This window comes from Bacillus sp. GW823-FHT06B01, from assembly GCF_058952315.1.
Map to the genome: position 1 here is coordinate 562,645 of NZ_JBXAHR010000002.1, position 17,984 is coordinate 580,628.

Consider the following 17,984-nt stretch of genomic DNA (forward strand, 5'->3'; position numbering starts at 1 on the left):
TGTAGAAAAGTGAAAAATATGATGAGAAACGTTAATAATTATCGAAATAATAAGCGATATAACAATAAAAAACAATAAACTGAATTTATGGAATATTTTTAACGATTAGTAGTTTACTCTTTTCTGATAGAGCGTTTTCAAGTACAATGGAAATGACTGAATCATCTAACTATTTAGGGGTATAGAGGGGGGAGAAGAGATATGAAACGTAATCCGCTGATTCCGTTCGCTCTTATTGCAGCATTAGGTATTATCGTTATGTTTGTATTTTCATTTCAGGGGCTAAATAAATCTAAAGAGTTAGCTGATGCAAAAAATGGCGGGAAGCCAGCACAAACAGCATCAAAGCCAGAGGATATTGTGAAACAAAGCTGTACGAGCTGCCACGGTGATCAATTACAAGGGGCAGTAGGACCTAATTTGCAAAAAATTGGTGGGAAACTTTCAAAAGATGAAATTAAAGAAATTCTTTCGAAAGGTAAAGGGAACATGCCACCAAATATAGTCCCAGCTGATCAAGCTGCTAAAGTAGCTGATTGGTTATCGAAGAAAAAATAAAGTTCCGTATGACAAGCCTTTTGCTTAAGCAAAAGGCTTGTTTTTCTATATTTTCTAAAATACGATGAATGATAGAGAAGTGAATTGTTGTTATAGGCTTGCAACAACTACTATAAATTCATTATCATGGAGACAGACTGACAAGAGAAGGAGTAATGGAAATACATGAATGAAGTAAAGCTTTCAAAACGATTAGAAGAAGTTGTGCGTGAAATACCGGTAGGATCTACAGTTGCTGATATTGGATCAGATCATGCGTATTTACCGTGTTATGCAATTATAAATAATATTGCTACAAAAGCAGTTGCAGGAGAGGTTGTAGAGGGGCCATTTCGCTCTGCGCAAGCAACTGTAGCTGAAAGTGGCTTACAAGATAAAGTAGATGTGCGTAAAGGGAATGGATTAGCTGTTATCGCGCCAGGAGAAGTAGATGTAATTACGGTTGCCGGAATGGGCGGGGCGTTAATTCGTGACATTTTAGAAAGTGGTAAAGAAAAATTAGAAGGTGTAACGCGTTTAATTTTACAGCCGAATATTGCAGCGCATCACATTCGTGAATGGTTTATTGAGAATGGATGGGAACTTATCCATGAAAAAATCGTAAAAGAAGATGGGAAAATTTACGAGATTTTAGTAGGAGAGCGAGGAAACATCGCGTCGCCTTATTCTGAAAATAAACAAGCTGAATTGTTTATGGGACCATTTTTAATAAAAGAAAAAAGTGAAGCTTTCGTTGAAAAATGGGAAGGAGAATTGAAAAACTTCCAAAATATTTTAAAGCAGTTAGAACGTGCGGCTGATTCTGAAGAAACAAAAGTGAAGCGTGCGGAAGTAGAAGCGAAAATGAAAATGATAGGGGAGGTTTTATCATGAGTAAAATTCCAAATGGCCATGAAATTATTTCTTTATTTGAAAGTATGTATCCGAAGCATTTGGCGATGGAAGGAGATAAGATTGGCCTGCAAATTGGAGCGCTTAATAAACCCGTACAACACGTATTGATTGCGTTAGATGTAACGGAGGAAGTTGTGGATGAAGCAATTCAATTAGGGGCGAATGTCATTATTGCACATCACCCTTTAATTTTTAATCCGTTAAAAGCGATTCATACAGATAAAGCGTACGGAAGAATTATTGAAATGTGTATTAAAAATGATATCGCCATTTATGCAGCACATACAAATGTGGATGTTGCTAAGGGCGGGGTAAATGATTTACTTGCTGAGGCGTTAGGATTGCAAAATACAGAAGTTTTGGCACCGACATATGCAGAAGAAATGAAAAAAGTTGTTGTGTTTGTGCCAGTAACTCATGCAGAAGAAGTACGAAAAGCATTAGGAGACGCAGGTGCTGGTCATATCGGCAATTATAGCCACTGTACGTTTAATAGCGAGGGTACAGGCACGTTTGTACCTCAAGAGGGAACAAATCCTTATATCGGGGAAACTGGGCAGTTAGAACGCGTAGAAGAAGTGCGAATCGAAACGATAATTCCAGCTTCACTACAACGAAAAGTGATTAAAGCAATGGTAACTGCACATCCATATGAAGAAGTAGCATATGATGTGTATCCACTTGATAACAAAGGTGAAACATTAGGGCTTGGAAAAATAGGATATTTACAAGAAGAAATGACACTTGGACAGTTTGCGGAACATGTAAAGCAATCATTAGATGTGAAGGGCGCAAGAGTTGTTGGGAAATTAGATGATAAAGTGCGCAAAGTAGCTGTACTTGGTGGCGATGGTAACAAATACATCAATCAAGCTAAATTTAAAGGAGCGGATGTATATGTAACGGGTGACATGTATTATCATGTTGCTCATGATGCTATGATGCTCGGTTTAAATATAGTTGACCCAGGACATAACGTTGAAAAAGTAATGAAGCAAGGTGTACAAAAGCAATTACAAGAAAAAGTGGATGCAAAGAAATTCAATGTACACATTCATGCTTCGCAATTACATACGGATCCATTTACATTTGTATAAGAAAAATAAAAACCGTTGCTCATATAGGCAACGGTTTTTATTATTGTTCTTTTTTCACTTTTACACGAGGTAATATTTTTTGTAATGGTACTTTTCGAACTCTCTCCCATGTAGCGGGATTCATTGGATCATATTGATCTAAGAAAGCGATAACTTCTTTTGTAATTGGAGTTGGAGTAGAAGCACCTGCTGTAACAGCTACGTTTTCTACACCTTGTAGCCACTCTAATTTAATCTCACTTACGTCTGCAACGCGATATGCTTTCGTACCAGCGATTTCTTGTGATACTTGTGCTAAACGGTTTGAGTTGTTACTTTTCGGATCACCGACAACAATTGTTAAGTCTGCAACATCAGCTTGTTTAGCGACAGCTTCTTGGCGAACTTGAGTTGCTAAACAAATTTCCTTATGGAATTCTGCTGTTGGGAATTTTTTCTGAATGTCCTCCATTAAATGTTGAACATCCCATTGGCTCATCGTTGTTTGATTTGTAACTAAAATTTTATCTGTTGGAATTTCTAATGTTTTTAAATCATCAGCTCTTTCGATAAGGTGAACGATGTCAGGTGCAATACCAACTGCGCCTTCTGGTTCTGGATGATTTTTTTTGCCGATATAAATGACATGGTAACCTTCAGCTTTCTTTGCTTCAATAAGGTCATGTGTTTTTGTAACATCTGGACAAGTGGCATCGATTGTCGTTAAACCTTTTTCTTTTGCACGTTGTTTAACTTCTGGAGAAACACCGTGTGCAGTGAAAATAACAGTACCAGATTCGATTTTATCTAAAATTTCTAATCGACTTGGACCGTCTAATGTAATGATGCCATCTTCTTCGAATGCATCTGTTACATGTTTGTTGTGAACAATCATACCTAAAATATAAATAGGTCTTGGTAATGATGTATCTAATGCGGCGTTACGTGCAATAACCATCGCGTCCACAACACCGTAGCAATAACCACGAGGGGAAATTTTAACAATTTTCATATGAGTAATCCTCTCCTTCTAAACAAGGGATACTTTTGTGCATAGTCTTTTACATTATAAAGGAGGAATGGATAGAAAACAAAGGATTGTTACACATATAGTTTTGGTTTTGTTGCTATTTTTTGAACAGGCTCCTCTCGTAATTCTTTTTCTATGACAGGCTCAATCACTATTTTTTTTCTTTTTCTTTTTTTTTGTGGAGGAGGCGGAGTTGCTACCTCAACCTTTTCTGTTATGTCTTCAGTTGGATTTTTAGTTGGATTTTCTTCCGTACTTTTTCCAGAGGTGAGGATTTTAACAATGCTTGGTAGGTTACGCATAATAGGACCGTACTGTTCGACGACAGGGCTTACAGATTGAACGACTTGGGATACTTTTTCAATATTGTTTATCATATTAGTTGGATTCGAAATTAAATTTGCAAAAAAACTGCCGATGCCGCTACTTGATGCTGCTGTAGTTGCTGCACCGCCGCGCGTTTCATTTGATTCATACATTTGAGGGGGAATCATTTGCTCTGGATGTTGTTGCATATATGGTTGATATTGTTGTGAGTATTGCTGCGGGTATTGTTGTTGGTATTGGTATTGTTGTTGATATTGGGGCGGCGGTTGCTGGTGCATCATTGGCGGCGGTCCATCCATTTGTCGATAAGGTGGAACCATTTGCATGAAAGGCTCGGTTGGATCGTGTTTTTTAAAGAGTTTAGCAAGGAAACCTTTCTTTTTTTGCGCCATCGGTGGTAGTTGTGGAATTGGATATGGTGTATAAGGTTGCTGTCCTTGATTCGGATACATTTGCCTTGTGTGGGATTTGGGAAACATGTGAGAAATCCTCCTTTCTTCAGTTAGGTATATACACATACAATATGCAATAAGAGGGAAGAAGGTTAGTTTTTGAAGTAAAAACCTAAACTAAAGATGGATTTTACTTGTAGATTTCGATATAATGTAGACTTGGCTGATTTGTGCGCGCAGTAGAAATTTAGAAAGAAGGTGTAACTTATGACACAACAAACTTTTACACAGTATGATTTTAAACCATTTTTAATAGATGCAGTTCGTGAACTACGCTTTACAGAGCCGACAGGAATTCAAAAGAAAATTTTCCCGGTCGTGAAAAAAGGTGTAAGTGTAATTGGACAATCCCAAACAGGTTCTGGGAAAACACATGCATACTTACTTCCTACATTGAACAGAATTAATGCAAGTCGTGAAGAAGTACAACTTGTTATTACAGCGCCTACTCGTGAGTTAGCACAACAAATTTACGAAGAAATCGTGAAATTAACAAAGTTTTGTGCGGAAGATCAAATGATTACAGCACGTTGTTTAATTGGTGGAACTGATAAACAACGATCAATTGAAAAGTTGAAAAAACAACCTCATATTGTAGTTGGAACACCAGGACGTATTAAAGATTTAGTAGAAGCACAAGCATTATTTGTTCATAAAGCAAATACTATTATTGTCGATGAAGCAGACTTAATGCTTGATATGGGATTCATTCATGATGTAGACAAAATTGCATCACGCATGCCTAGAAACTTGCAAATGCTAGTTTTCTCTGCAACAATTCCTCAAAAACTAAAACCGTTTCTGAAGAAATATATGGAGAATCCAGAGCATATTCATATCAATCCAAAACAAGTTGCAGCTGGAAATATTGAGCATTATTTAGTACCTTCTAAACATCGTAACAAAATCGATTTAGTGAACAAAATGTTGTTACAATTTAAACCGTATTTAGCAGTTGTTTTCACGAATACGAAGAAGATGGCGGATCAGGTTGCTGACGGATTAATGGAACGTGGCTTAAAAGTTGGACGAATTCACGGAGATTTATCACCGCGTGATCGTAAAAAAATGATGAAACAAATTCGTGATCTTGAATTCCAATATATTGTTGCAACTGATTTAGCAGCACGTGGTATTGATATTGAAGGAATTAGTCATGTTATTAACTACGAACTTCCATCAGATTTAGATTTCTTCGTTCACCGCGTTGGAAGAACAGCACGTGCGGGGCATTCAGGTATTGCAGTGACGATTTATGATCCAGCAAACGAAGAAGCGTTAGATAGTTTAGAAAAACAACGTCATATTGAGTTCAAGCATGTAGAGTTACGCGGAGATGAGTGGGCGGATTTAGGTGAACGTCGTCGTCGTAAGAGCCGTAAAAAACCAAATGATGAACTTGATGTTATGGCAACGAAAGTTATTAAAAAGCCGAAAAAAGTAAAACCAAACTATAAACGTAAACTTGCAACAGAACGTGATAAAGTGAAGAAAAAATATAGCAATAAAAAAAGATAAGGGGAGCCCCCTTATCTTTTTTTATCCGGATATTTGCGGGATAATAATCGGTGGGGAATGGAAAAACACTGATTAAAGTTTCGGTGTAGCTAGTTACAATTTGCGTAGTGTTTTAGGAACAAACAATTCGCTACATATTTCTACAAATTATGCTATCATTATATCTATTGTATATTGAAGAGGTGATTGTATGTTAAAGATTGGATCTCATGTTTCTATGAGTGGTAAGAAAATGTTATTAGCAGCAAGTGAAGAGGCTGTTTCATACGGTGCAACGACGTTTATGATTTATACAGGTGCACCGCAAAATACACGAAGAAAACCAATTGAAGAATTGAACATAGAAGCAGGAAGAAAACATATGGAACTAAACGGTATTGAGGAAATTATCGTACATGCGCCATATATTATTAATCTTGGGAATACGACGAAGCCAGAAACATTCCAATTAGGTGTAGACTTCCTTCGCATGGAAATTGAAAGAACATCGGCATTAGGTGTAGCGAAACAAATCGTTCTTCACCCAGGTGCGCACGTTGGTGCAGGAGCGGATGCTGGTATTCAACAAATTATTAAAGGGCTTAATGAAGTATTAATGCCAGAGCAGACGGTTAACATTGCGTTAGAAACGATGGCAGGAAAAGGAACAGAATGCGGTCGTAGCTTTGAAGAAATTGCAAAGATTATTGATGGTGTAAAATATAATGAAAAATTATCAGTATGCTTTGATACGTGTCATACGCACGATGCAGGATATGATATTGTAAATGATTTTGACGGCGTATTAAATGAATTTGATAAGATTGTTGGTATGGATCGTTTGCAAGTACTTCATATTAATGATAGTAAAAATGTATGCGGCGCAGGAAAGGACCGTCATGAAAATATCGGCTTCGGTCATATCGGTTATAAAGCGTTACATCATATTGTGCATCATCCGCAGTTAATGCACGTACCAAAAATTCTTGAAACGCCATATGTAGGTGAAGATAAAAAAGATAAGAAGCCACCATATAAATTAGAAATCGAAATGCTGAAAAATGGTACTTTTGATGAAGGAATTCTTGAGAAAATTAAAGCGCAATAAGCAATAAGGAGGGGATTTTCCCCTCCTTATTTTAGTAGTTGCTGAAATAAAGTATTTACTTGTTGGGCAGTAGCAGGGGAGGTTACTTTTGCTATTTGTTTTAAGAGCGCTAGCCGTTCGTCATTATCGTAAATGTTAATATTCTTTCCTTTCATAAGTAAAACAATTTGATCCGCTTGTGCAGTCGTAATAGAAACTTCATATTCTTTACTATATTTCAATAACTCTTTTGTAGAAATATGATTTAATTTTTTATTTACAAGTTGTTTAATGAGGTTCATCGAGTTATCCTCCTTCACACGTTCTTCTATCGAAATATATGAGTACGTAGCTTGTACATATTCGTATAGAGTTTCTTTTTCCATGAGAAAAAGAAGCGTATGTTATAATATAAGGACAAAACTATAGAAAAAGAGTATAAGGAGGACTTATGGAACAAAAGCAACATCGAAAAGAAAGTGTTATCCATCTTATTTATCGTTTAGTTATGATTATTTTTGGGGCAGCATGCGCAGCGGTAGCAATTGAACTATTTTTAATGCCAAATAAAATTATTGATGGTGGAATTATTGGTATTTCTCTTATATTAGATTATCTTACTCCTAATATTTGGTGGTTAAGTTTCTCTACTTTAGTCGTTATTCTCAATATCCCATTTATGTATTCAGGTTATAAGCAAATCGGGAAAACGTTCATGTTATCTTCGGCGTTCGGTATTGTAGCTTTAGCGTTTATTGAATCAACGTTACATGCTGTTCCACCATTTACAACAGAGCCGATTTTAGCAACAGTTTTTGGTGGTCTTATTTTAGGTATTGGTGTAGGGCTCGTTATTCGCCATGGTGGATCAATGGACGGAACAGAAATTATGGGTATTTTATTAACGAAGAAATTACCTTTCTCTGTTGGCGAATTTGTAATGTTTGTGAACTTATTCATTTTTGCATGGGCAGCATTTGTATTTGGTGTTGAACAAGCTATGTATTCTGTTATGACGTACTATATTGCATTCAAAACAATTGATACAGTCATTCAAGGTTTAGATGAAACGAAAGCAGTTTTAATTGTATCAGATCAATATGAGGAAGTATCAAATGCGATTTTGCATCGTCTTGGTCGTGGAACTACAAAGCTTGTAGCGAAAGGCGGTTACACGGATAAAGAAAAAGAAGTTATTTATGCAGTTGTAACGCGTCTGGAAGTGACGAAGTTAAAATCAATTGTGTATGAAATTGATGCGAATGCGTTTGTTACGATTATGAATACACAAGAGACAAATGGTGGCAAGTTTAAATCGGCTATCCACTAGAAAATTTATCCAGTAAAAATCCTCGCCAACCGTTAGGGGATGGCCTCATCTGATTAAAGTTTCACTTTATAGGAATACTTTTCGAAAGCAGAGAATTTTTCTCTGCTTTTTGTTATAATAGTAAGGTTTCTTGAAAAAATTGATATATTTTAGGCAGATTGGTTTACAACTATAATAAGCTGTACTATAATTCAAATAGATATAAATCGGAATCATTCTGAATTAAAATAGGTGAGATGCTATGAATAATATATTAGAAATAGAAGGATTGTCATTTCGATATGAAGATCGAAATGTGTTAGAAGATATTAATTTGCAAGTTCCGAAGGGAGCTTTTTTAGGTTTAGTTGGGCCAAATGGTTCTGGGAAATCAACTTTGCTAAAATGTTTATTAGGCGTTTTAAAGCCAAAACAGGGAAGTATTCGTTTGTTTGGTGTTGACAGTAAGAAGTTTAAAGAATGGAACAAAGTTGGTTATGTGTCGCAAAAGGCAAATAGCTTTAATTCTGGTTTTCCGGCCACTGTTTTTGAAGTTGTATCAATGGGACTCGTTTCGAAAAAAGGGCTGTTTCGCTTTTTCACGAAAAACGATAAGGAAAAGGTAGAAAAAGCGATTGCTGATGTAGGGATGAGTGCGTTTCAAGGGCGCAATATCGGAGAACTTTCTGGTGGACAACAACAGCGTGTATTTATTGCTCGTGCGCTCGTTAGTGATCCTGAATTACTCATTTTGGACGAGCCTACTGTTGGAATCGATGTGAAGAATGTAGAAAGTTTTTATGAGATATTAGAGGATTTAAACAAAAGGTTAGGAATCACATTAATTCTCGTTACTCATGATATGGGAGCTGTTACTGAGAAGGTAACACATGTTGCATGCTTAAACCAACATCTACATTTCCATGGAAATGTAGAGAAGTTCCGAGAGTTAGAAGATGCAGAAATGTCCGTCTTATATGGACATCATGTTCATCGTTTAGAACACGAGCATGAGCATCACGGGAGGATATAATGATACAAGATTTTTTACAATATGACTTTTTACGGAACTCTTTATATGCAGGGATTTTAATAGGACTTGTTGCGCCGCTTATCGGTGTATTTGTTGTCATTCGCCGAATGTCGCTTATTGCGGATGCTTTAAGTCACGTGACATTATCGGGTATTGCTGCAAGTTTACTACTAGAAAAAACAATTTTCACAGGAGGATTTTTAAATCCGTTATATATGGGAATGATTTTTTCTATTGGTGGGGCGTTACTAATTGAAAAATTACGTACTGTATATAAACATTATCAAGAATTAGCAATTCCGATTATTCTTTCAGCAGGAATGGGGATTGGGGTTATTTTTATATCACTTGCAAATGGATTTAACACTGATTTATTTAGTTATTTATTTGGGAGTGTAAGTGCTGTAACAAGTACGGATTTAATAATCATTGGCATTGTAGCAATTGTTGTTATTGTAACGATCACTTTATTATACAAAGAGTTATTTTTACTATCGTTTGATGAGGAATATGCTGTATCAACCGGTTTGAGTGCAAAGTGGATTCACTTTATTTTCATTATATTGGTTGCTCTTGTTATTGCAGTATCAATGCGTGTAGTAGGGGTTCTCCTCGTATCATCATTAATGACGTTACCAGTTGCAGCAAGTATTCGTATTGCGAATGGATTTAAACAAACAATTTTCTTTTCCATTTTATTTGGTGAAATTGCAGTAATTGGTGGAATGTTTGCTTCATATCAACTTGATCTAGCACCAGGTGGTACAATTGTTATGATAGCAGTTCTTATTTTAATTGGTGCGATTTTATGGAAAAAGAAAAAAACTGCATAAAGTAGGGATAGATATGAATCTAACAGAAGCTTTACGCCTAATGAAAGATAAAGGATACAAACATACTGGGAAAAGGGAAGAAATGCTCAGGTTATTTGCAGCTCACAATCGTTATTTAACGGCGAAAGACGTTTTAGAGCATATGAAGGATGATTATCCAGGTCTTAGCTTTGATACGATTTATCGTAACTTAACGGTGTTTGCTGAAATCGGTGTTTTAGAACAAACGGAATTAAATGGTGAAAAACATTTTCGTTTTACATGTTCTATTATGGAACATCATCATCATTTTATTTGTTTAGATTGCGGGGGAACGAAAGAGATTACTTCCTGCCCGATGGATTTTATGAATAAAGATTTTAACGGTTATGAAGTAACCGGTCATAAGTTTGAAATATATGGCCGTTGTCCAAAATGTGCAAAATAAGAACTCGTCGGTTACATAACTGACGAGCTTTTTTACGTAAAAAAGAAGGTTGCCCACAAATATTGTGGCAACCTTCTTTTTATTGTTCTTGTGTTTCTTTTTCTTTTTCTTTTTCTCGTTCAGCAGCCATTTCAGCAGCAATTACATCGATTTCTTTTTTCAGTTCTTCTACCATTATTTCTTCTGGTACTTTACGAACAACTTGCCCTTTACGGAATAATAATCCTTCTCCACGTGCACCGGCAATACCGATATCAGCTTCACGAGCTTCACCAGGACCGTTTACAGCGCAACCAAGTACTGCAACTTTAATTGGTACTTTTAGTGTAGAGATGTATTCTTCCACCTCGTTAGCGATGCTAATTAAATCAATTTCAATGCGACCACAAGTTGGGCAAGAAATAAGTGTTGCTGCATTAGATGCAAGACCGAATGACTTTAATAGTTCACGCGCAACTTTTACTTCTTCAACTGGGTCAGCACTTAATGAAATACGTAGTGTATTTCCGATGCCTTTATTTAAGATTGCGCCAAGACCAGCGGCACTTTTTACAGTTCCGGCAAATAATGTTCCGGATTCTGTAATACCTAAATGTAATGGGTAATCAAAAGCACGAGCAGCTTTTTCGTATGCTTCAATTGCTAAGTTAACATCAGAGGCTTTCATAGACACGATAATATCGTGGAAATCTAAGTCCTCTAAAATTTTAATGTGATGTAGGGCGCTCTCGACCATACCATCTGCAGTTGGGTATCCGTACTTTTCTAAAATGTGACGTTCTAATGAACCTGCGTTTACACCGATACGGATTGGAATACCGCGTTCTTTTGCTGCATTTACAACAGCTTCTACTTTATGGCGACGACCAATGTTACCTGGATTGATACGTACTTTATCAATGCCACCTTCAATTGCTTTTAAAGCAAGACGATAATCAAAATGAATATCAGCAACAAGTGGAATGTTGATTTGTTTTTTAATATCAGCAATAGCATTTGCTGCGCGTTCGTCTGGAACAGCAACACGGACGACTTGACAGCCAGCTTCTTCTAAACGTTTAATTTCAGCAACTGTTGCTTCAACATCATGTGTTTTTGTTGTTGTCATACTTTGTATAATTAATTCATTATTACCGCCAATTGTTAAATTACCGACTTTAACTGGACGTGTTTTTGTACGATGAGTCATTTCATTCACGAATAGATCGCTCTCCTTATAAAAGAAGTTTCTTATTTAGTCCCTCATATCAATGAAAGTATACGTGATACAGGGCTATAGAAACCGAAGTGCTCGGTTTCACTTTTACTATTGTATCAGCGCCTTTATGTAATTGACAAGGATTAAGTGATTGCTCATTGATATAACGGGAATTTATAAGACTTTCCAATTTGTATTTTTGTAGCAGATGTACTTTTGTTTAGTTGTTTAAAGTCATCAATTACCTTTTCAATGGAAGGGATTTTTTTCTTATTAATTTGTTCGGTAATAGAAAGAACTGTCTCACCTGTTTTGACTTCGATTGTTTTATAAGTTACATCTGTTTCTTTTTCTGCTTTGTTCTCTTTCTTTTGTTTTGTATCTGTATTTTTTTGCTTTATCGTTTGGGCAGCGGTTGTTTTTTTATATGAACTTAACATCGGTAAAGTGCCGATTTTTATATCGTAATAAAATATATAACCAAGAACAAGCACGAATAAGAATATACCTAATCTTTTCATATTCTTCACTCCTTTGCTAGGAATATATGCTTGTCCAAAAAAAAAATGCCTATTTAGGCATTTTTTTTTCGTTCTTATTTTTCTTTCGGTTTTGGAACTTCTTTAATCGTTAAGTAAAGAACAATTAAAACAACTGCGATATAAATGAATGTTGAACCAGGTACAACAATTTTGAATAGATCCATAATCATAAAGAAGATTGTTGGGATTGTGTAGCTGTATGCAGTTAACGTCCATATTTGCTTATAAGATAATTTACGTTGACCACTCATAGCAGAACCTATAAACGCAAGTAAAGTAATTCCTAAGAAAGTAATAAACAATTGGAATAGGTACACTAACACTCCAATAACGGCTAGTAAAATTGGATAAATACTATCGAATACAGAAATGAAATCTTGCAAATCTTTCTTCTCAAGAGATGTCCCTAATAAATCATTATAGGAGTATGTTTGTGTTTGACCATTTCCTATAGAAACTACTTTATCTTTTAAAATAAATAAACCAGTTTTGTTTTGATATGTTTCTATATCTGTTGTATTGGGGTCAAATACGAAAAGAGCATCTCCCTCTTCCTTTAGAATAGGTTGTTCAATATCTGCTTTTAGTTCACCGTTTTCGATTTTAAAATCAGGTAAATCTTTTTCAATTGCTTGATTTACCATGCTGACACTATCTTGGATAAAGCTGCCGTAAAAGAATGTTCTTGGAATAGTAGTGATTAGACAAAGTAGCATAATATACAAAATGGTTTTTCCGATTTTTTGAAAACGGAATAGCGCCATATCTTTAGGCGAATATACGCTTTTTGCTAATTGGGTAAATATGGACATAGATTCACTTCCTTTATGTATGTATAAAATCATTGTAACGTAGGAATCTAGAGAATCTCAAGATATATTATATTTACATATAGTGGAGATAACTAAATTTCTTTTTATTAATTTTCTTCTTTTATATGAGAAAAATACAATTGACACTTTTCTTTGTCATATGGTAAATTTATCTTACATTTCTTAAAGGATATATCCGATAGGAATTCCTTTATTTGATATGTTGTTACATACATAATTGTGGACCCTTAGCTCAGCTGGTTAGAGCAGACGGCTCATAACCGTCCGGTCGTAGGTTCGAGTCCTACAGGGTCCATATCCATTTCGCATGTTTATTATGTCAGTGGGAAGCTTCCTTGTAGAAGGGAGCTTTTTTTACGGAATATATGAGCATTTTAATTGAAAAGAAGTGGGATTTTTGCTACGTTAATGATAGCAAGACAATGTGATTTATTTGTTTGCACCCTATGGCAATTAGGGTAGAATGAAGTTGTATGTCACTTAAGTGGCAATACATAAACTGGGAGGAATATAACAATGGCAAAACACGAATTACCAAATTTACCTTATGCGTATGATGCTTTAGAGCCTCACTTTGACAAAGAAACAATGAACATCCATCATACAAAACATCATAACACTTACATTACAAACTTAAACGCTGCTTTAGAAGGTCATGCAGAATTAGCTGACAAAAGCGTAGAAGAATTAGTTGCAAACTTAAACGAAGTACCAGAAGCAATCCGTACAGCAGTACGTAACAATGGTGGCGGACATGCTAACCATACATTCTTCTGGACAATCTTATCTCCAAACGGCGGCGGACAACCAGTAGGCGAACTTGCAACTGCAATTGAAGCGAAATTCGGTAGCTTCGATGCATTCAAAGAAGAATTCGCAAAAGCTGGCGCAACTCGTTTCGGTTCTGGTTGGGCTTGGTTAGTAGTAAACAATGGTGAGTTAGAAGTAACAAGCACGCCAAACCAAGATTCTCCTCTAACTGAAGGTAAAACTCCAGTTGTAGGTTTAGATGTTTGGGAACATGCTTACTACCTAAATTATCAAAACCGTCGTCCTGACTACATCGGTGCATTCTGGAACGTTGTAGATTGGAACGCTGCTGAAAAACGTTACCAAGAAGCAAAATAATTGTAATAACGATAGAAAAAGCTAGGAGAATGCTCCTAGCTTTTTCTATGCTTTCCTTTTACATAATTGGGCTTGTCTTTGGAAGACTAGAACATGAAGTAAAGGAGAGTTGTGTATGAAGTGGAAACATATAATTGGTGACGTTGAAGTGAATCGGGATTTAGTGTTGTTGCTCCTTATTGGAGGTTTATACACGCTCGCAATTTCTTTATCGAATACGTTTGTTAACATTTATTTATGGAAACAAACACAAAATTATGTGAATCTTGGCTTGTATAATTTGGCCAGCGTTGTATTGCAGCCTCTCACATTTCTTATAGGTGGGAAATTAGCGAAGCGTATTGATCGCTCAATCTTGTTACGAATAGGCGTAGGCACGTTAGCTATTTTTTTTATCGTTGTTTTAGTAGCGGGAAAAAGCGCTTCTCACTATATTTTATTAATGGGGGCTCTTTTAGGAGTCGGATATGGTTTTTACTGGCTCGCGTTTAACTTATTAACATTTGAGATTACAGAACCAGAAACAAGAGATTTCTTTAATGGGTTTCTTGGACTTCTTACATCCTTCTCTGGCATGATTGGACCGATAGCAGCTGGATACACAATTTCACGTATGGAAAAATGGAGTGGCTATACGGTCATATTCTTTCTTTCGTTAGTGTTATTTGCAATTGCTGTTATTTTAAGCTTTTTTGTATCTAAGAGAGAATGTGAAGGACGGTATGAAATTGTACAAGTATTGAAAGAGCGGCAGATTGATAAAAATTGGGGAAGAATTACACGTGCTCATTTTTTCCAAGGGTTGAGAGAGGGAACGTTTATTTTTGTGATTTCCGTGTACGTGTATTTAGCGACGGATAGTGAACTCGCCTTAGGAAAATATAGCTTAGTAAATTCTGCTGTATCATTTGTATGTTACTACTTAGTCACTCGTATGTTAAAGAAAGAGTGGCGGAAAAAAGCAATTTTACTTGGAGGCATTATTTTATATGCTGTCGTATTTTTAGTTATATTCAACGTTACATACGCAAAATTACTTATTTATGCAGCGTGTATTGCGGTTGCATACCCTATTTTGCTTGTTCCGTACGGGTCCATGACATACGATGTAATTGGCAGAGCGAAAAATGCGAGAGAGTGGCGTGTAGAGTATGTAGTTGTCCGAGAATTATGGTTAAATGCAGGAAGAATTTGCTCGATTTTAAGTTTTTTATGCGCTGTACTATTCTTTCCGCCCGAAAAAAGTTTACCTTACTTATTATGTATTTTAGGTGCAGGACATTTTCTTATTTATTTTGCAGTTAAAAATGTCAAATATGATGAGGGAAATGCAAGTAAAACAAGTGTTGTAACGCAAGCAAATGCGCAGAATCAAACAGAACCAGAAGGTTAACTTCTCGGTTGTTTTATGCTAGAATAGAAAAAGATGTAAGACAGCAGTGAGGACACCTGTATGAAGGTGTCCCTTTCACATTACATAGCTGTTGGTAGAGGAGGTTTGTATGAGCAAGAAGCAGAAACAACAAAAGAAAAAGACTCACGTTCCTTTTCGGTTAAACGTGCTGTTTTTCTGCGTGTTTTTAATGTTCTCCGCGGTTATTGTAAGGCTAGGATATGTACAAATTGTTCGCGGTGAGGAATATAAGAATGAAGTGGAGAGGAAAGAGAACTCGACGATAAGTAATCCTGTACCACGTGGGAAAATATTTGACCGTTATGGGCGAGCTGTAGTAGATAATGCAGCTGTACGTACGATTACATTTACAAAAATGAAAGGATCAACTGCAGAGGCTCGCTTAGAAACAGCGAAAAAGCTAGCAGATTTGATTGAAGTACCGACAGATAAATTAACAGATCGTGATAAAAAAGATTATTGGCTTGCTATTCATAAAGAGGAAGCGAAAGAAAAAATTACGAATAAAGATCGTCAAGAGTTTAAAGATAAAAAAATTGACGATAAAGAATTAGACGAGCGTCAACGAGGTCGCGTGACGGAAGAAGAAGTGAATCAATTATCTGCAAAAGATTTAGAAATACTAGCAATTAAAAGCAAAATGGACGGCGGATATGCAATGACACCACAAGTCATTAAGAAGGATGCCACAGAAAAAGAATATGCGATTATTAGTGAAAAATTAGCGGAATTGCCAGGAGTAGATACGAGTGTCGATTGGGAACGAAAATATGCATATGATGGTGATTTATTCCGAAGTGTACTTGGTGGGGTGTCAACGTCTGATGAAGGTTTACCGAGAGAAAGACTAGATTACTATCTTGTTCGTGATTATAATCGAAATGAACGAGTAGGAAAAAGTTATCTTGAACAGCAATATGAAGATAGCCTACATGGTACGAAAGCGGAAGTGAAAAATATTACAGATAAAAATGGTAATATTTTAGAAACGATTAATGTATCAAAAGGGCAAAGTGGTAATGATCTGAATTTAACAATTGATATGGAATTACAAAAGCGTGTAGAAGAAATTATCACTAAAAGTTTATTGAAATATAAAGGTGGGCAACCACTTTTAGATCGTGCATTCGTTGTAATGATGAATCCGAAAAATGGTGAAGTTTTATCTATGGCAGGGAAACAGTTAGTGAATGAAAATGGTGAAACGAAAGTACAAGATTTCGCATTAGGAACGATGACAAGTTCTTATCCGATGGGATCGACTGTAAAAGGCGCTACAATACTTACTGGATATCAAACAGGCGCTATTCAACCAGGTTCGGTTCAACTTGATGAACCAATTGTATTAAAAGGACCGCTAAAAAAATCGTCTTGGAAGACGATGGGATATATTGATGACCTTACAGCGTTAAAAATGTCTTCAAACGTTTATATGTTTAAAACAGCGATGAATATTGCTGGTGTTCCCTATGTACGAGGCGGTACGTTAGATATAAAACAAAAATCATATGATACGATGCGTTACTATTTCGGTCAATTTGGACTTGGTGTAAAAACTGGCATTGATTTACCGAATGAAACGGCTGGACAAAGAGGTAGAACAGATCATATGCCAGGTTTCTTATTGGATTTATCAATTGGACAGTATGATACGTATACACCACTTCAATTAGCACAATATGTTTCAACAATTGCAAATGGTGGTTACCGTATGCAGCCGCAAGTTGTAAAAGAAATTCGTCAACCGGCAGTGAAACCAGATGAAGTTGGAAAAGTGGTTCATTCAATGGAACCGAAAGTACTAAACCGTGTAGATATGCCTGAATCACAAATTAAACGTGTTCAGGAAGGATTTAAGCAAGTGTTTAACAGTCCGGGTGGTACGGCTTTAAACTATTTTTCGACTGCAAAATATACAGCTGCTGGTAAAACAGGTACAGCTCAAACTGTGTATGGCGGAGATAAAGAGATTGGTAGAAATGCAAAAGGTGAGCGCAAAGAGACATATAACTTAACGTTAGTAGGTTATGCGCCATTTGAAGACCCTGAAGTAGCATTTTCTGTTGTTGTACCTTGGGTAGATGATAAATCAGGTATTAATGGATATATTAGCCGTGACATTATGGACGCGTACTTTGATTTGAAAAAGGTAGAAAATGGCGAAGCTACAAAAGATGAAATAGATAAGAAAAATAAAGAGCAAGATGATGAATAAAAAAGTTGTAAAAAAAGCACACTATCTGAAAAGATAGTGTGCTTTTTTTTATGGTTCATGCATACGTTTTAATAAAGTGGACAAGCATATCATATCGGGAAATTAAGGGACCTCGCAAATGATACGTATGC

Annotated in this window: 18 protein-coding genes and 1 tRNA gene; 13 read left to right on the top strand and 6 right to left on the bottom strand. The window is 36.2% G+C overall.

The window, feature by feature from the left end:
• The first annotated feature begins 201 nt into the window (after positions 1-201).
• The 3 genes from cccA (at position 202) to AC1Q8N_RS09940 (ending at position 2,549) form a co-directional block, all read left to right on the top strand.
• Entirely contained in the window at positions 202-558 is a 357-nt protein-coding gene (gene cccA, locus AC1Q8N_RS09930; protein WP_000828145.1) for a cytochrome c550, read from the top strand.
• A 165-nt stretch (positions 559-723) separates the two neighbouring features.
• Entirely contained in the window at positions 724-1,431 is a 708-nt protein-coding gene (locus tag AC1Q8N_RS09935; protein WP_098047955.1) for a tRNA (adenine(22)-N(1))-methyltransferase, read from the top strand.
• The gene (locus tag AC1Q8N_RS09940) at positions 1,428-2,549 is read left to right on the top strand and encodes a Nif3-like dinuclear metal center hexameric protein (protein ID WP_098047954.1); all 1,122 of its coding nucleotides are present in this window, start codon (positions 1,428-1,430) and stop codon (positions 2,547-2,549) included. The genes AC1Q8N_RS09935 and AC1Q8N_RS09940 overlap by 4 nt, the downstream gene beginning before the upstream one ends.
• Before the next feature lie 40 nt (positions 2,550-2,589).
• On the opposite strand, the gene AC1Q8N_RS09945 is transcribed toward AC1Q8N_RS09940, so the two are convergent.
• Positions 2,590-3,540 (bottom strand): 4-hydroxy-3-methylbut-2-enyl diphosphate reductase, encoded by a 951-nt coding sequence (locus AC1Q8N_RS09945; protein WP_000706674.1) that lies wholly within the window; start codon positions 3,538-3,540, stop codon positions 2,590-2,592.
• Between the two features lie 89 nt (positions 3,541-3,629).
• On the bottom strand, positions 3,630-4,364 hold the full coding sequence (vrrA, locus tag AC1Q8N_RS09950) for a VrrA/YqfQ family protein (protein ID WP_048541532.1): 735 nt from the start codon (positions 4,362-4,364) through the stop codon (positions 3,630-3,632).
• 180 nt (positions 4,365-4,544) lie between these two features.
• Between vrrA and AC1Q8N_RS09955 the strand changes: the two genes are divergently transcribed.
• Together AC1Q8N_RS09955 and AC1Q8N_RS09960 are read left to right on the top strand one after the other, a co-directional pair.
• Complete coding sequence (locus AC1Q8N_RS09955; RefSeq protein ID WP_000194012.1) at positions 4,545-5,855, top strand: DEAD/DEAH box helicase; 1,311 nt, start codon at positions 4,545-4,547, stop codon at positions 5,853-5,855.
• Positions 5,856-6,045: 190 nt separating this feature from the next.
• On the top strand, positions 6,046-6,942 hold the full coding sequence (locus AC1Q8N_RS09960) for a deoxyribonuclease IV (RefSeq protein ID WP_048541534.1): 897 nt from the start codon (positions 6,046-6,048) through the stop codon (positions 6,940-6,942).
• Between the two features lie 26 nt (positions 6,943-6,968).
• Here AC1Q8N_RS09960 and AC1Q8N_RS09965 read toward each other — a convergent pair whose 3' ends face one another.
• Positions 6,969-7,223, bottom strand: a complete 255-nt coding sequence (locus AC1Q8N_RS09965; RefSeq protein ID WP_061677324.1) for a DUF2624 domain-containing protein — start codon at positions 7,221-7,223, stop codon at positions 6,969-6,971.
• 149 nt (positions 7,224-7,372) lie between these two features.
• Here AC1Q8N_RS09965 and AC1Q8N_RS09970 point away from each other — a divergent pair, with 149 nt between their 5' ends.
• The 4 genes from AC1Q8N_RS09970 to AC1Q8N_RS09985 all read left to right on the top strand — a co-directional run bounded on the left by AC1Q8N_RS09970 (position 7,373) and on the right by AC1Q8N_RS09985 (position 10,523).
• On the top strand, positions 7,373-8,251 hold the full coding sequence (locus AC1Q8N_RS09970) for a YitT family protein (RefSeq protein ID WP_000435955.1): 879 nt from the start codon (positions 7,373-7,375) through the stop codon (positions 8,249-8,251).
• Positions 8,252-8,492: 241 nt separating this feature from the next.
• A complete protein-coding gene (locus tag AC1Q8N_RS09975) occupies positions 8,493-9,263 on the top strand; it encodes a metal ABC transporter ATP-binding protein (RefSeq protein ID WP_001059648.1) in 771 nt (256 codons plus the stop codon).
• Positions 9,263-10,096, top strand: coding sequence for a metal ABC transporter permease (locus AC1Q8N_RS09980; protein WP_000613823.1), 834 nt, complete (start codon positions 9,263-9,265; stop codon positions 10,094-10,096). Before AC1Q8N_RS09975 ends, AC1Q8N_RS09980 begins: the two co-directional genes overlap by 1 nt.
• Positions 10,097-10,109: 13 nt before the next feature.
• Complete coding sequence (locus AC1Q8N_RS09985) at positions 10,110-10,523, top strand: Fur family transcriptional regulator (protein ID WP_001054512.1); 414 nt, start codon at positions 10,110-10,112, stop codon at positions 10,521-10,523.
• Positions 10,524-10,602: 79 nt separating this feature from the next.
• Here the strand turns inward: AC1Q8N_RS09985 and ispG are convergent, their stop codons facing one another.
• The 3 genes from ispG to AC1Q8N_RS10000 all read right to left on the bottom strand — a co-directional run bounded on the left by ispG (position 10,603) and on the right by AC1Q8N_RS10000 (position 13,075).
• The gene (gene ispG / locus AC1Q8N_RS09990) at positions 10,603-11,712 is read right to left on the bottom strand and encodes a flavodoxin-dependent (E)-4-hydroxy-3-methylbut-2-enyl-diphosphate synthase (protein WP_122950842.1); all 1,110 of its coding nucleotides are present in this window, start codon (positions 11,710-11,712) and stop codon (positions 10,603-10,605) included.
• A gap of 164 nt (positions 11,713-11,876) precedes the next feature.
• On the bottom strand, positions 11,877-12,242 hold the full coding sequence (locus tag AC1Q8N_RS09995; protein ID WP_493521174.1) for a hypothetical protein: 366 nt from the start codon (positions 12,240-12,242) through the stop codon (positions 11,877-11,879).
• Between the two features lie 74 nt (positions 12,243-12,316).
• The gene (locus AC1Q8N_RS10000; protein WP_493521175.1) at positions 12,317-13,075 is read right to left on the bottom strand and encodes a DUF1189 domain-containing protein; all 759 of its coding nucleotides are present in this window, start codon (positions 13,073-13,075) and stop codon (positions 12,317-12,319) included.
• 242 nt (positions 13,076-13,317) lie between these two features.
• Here AC1Q8N_RS10000 and AC1Q8N_RS10005 point away from each other — a divergent pair.
• The 4 genes from AC1Q8N_RS10005 to AC1Q8N_RS10020 all read left to right on the top strand — a co-directional run bounded on the left by AC1Q8N_RS10005 (position 13,318) and on the right by AC1Q8N_RS10020 (position 17,853).
• A tRNA-Ile gene (locus AC1Q8N_RS10005) sits at positions 13,318-13,391 on the top strand.
• Between the two features lie 221 nt (positions 13,392-13,612).
• Entirely contained in the window at positions 13,613-14,224 is a 612-nt protein-coding gene (gene sodA, locus AC1Q8N_RS10010) for a superoxide dismutase [Mn] (protein ID WP_001052034.1), read from the top strand.
• Positions 14,225-14,339: 115 nt separating this feature from the next.
• Complete coding sequence (locus tag AC1Q8N_RS10015) at positions 14,340-15,617, top strand: MFS transporter (protein WP_000871369.1); 1,278 nt, start codon at positions 14,340-14,342, stop codon at positions 15,615-15,617.
• A gap of 109 nt (positions 15,618-15,726) precedes the next feature.
• Entirely contained in the window at positions 15,727-17,853 is a 2,127-nt protein-coding gene (locus AC1Q8N_RS10020) for a peptidoglycan D,D-transpeptidase FtsI family protein (RefSeq protein WP_048541541.1), read from the top strand.
• Positions 17,854-17,984 lie beyond the last annotated feature (131 nt).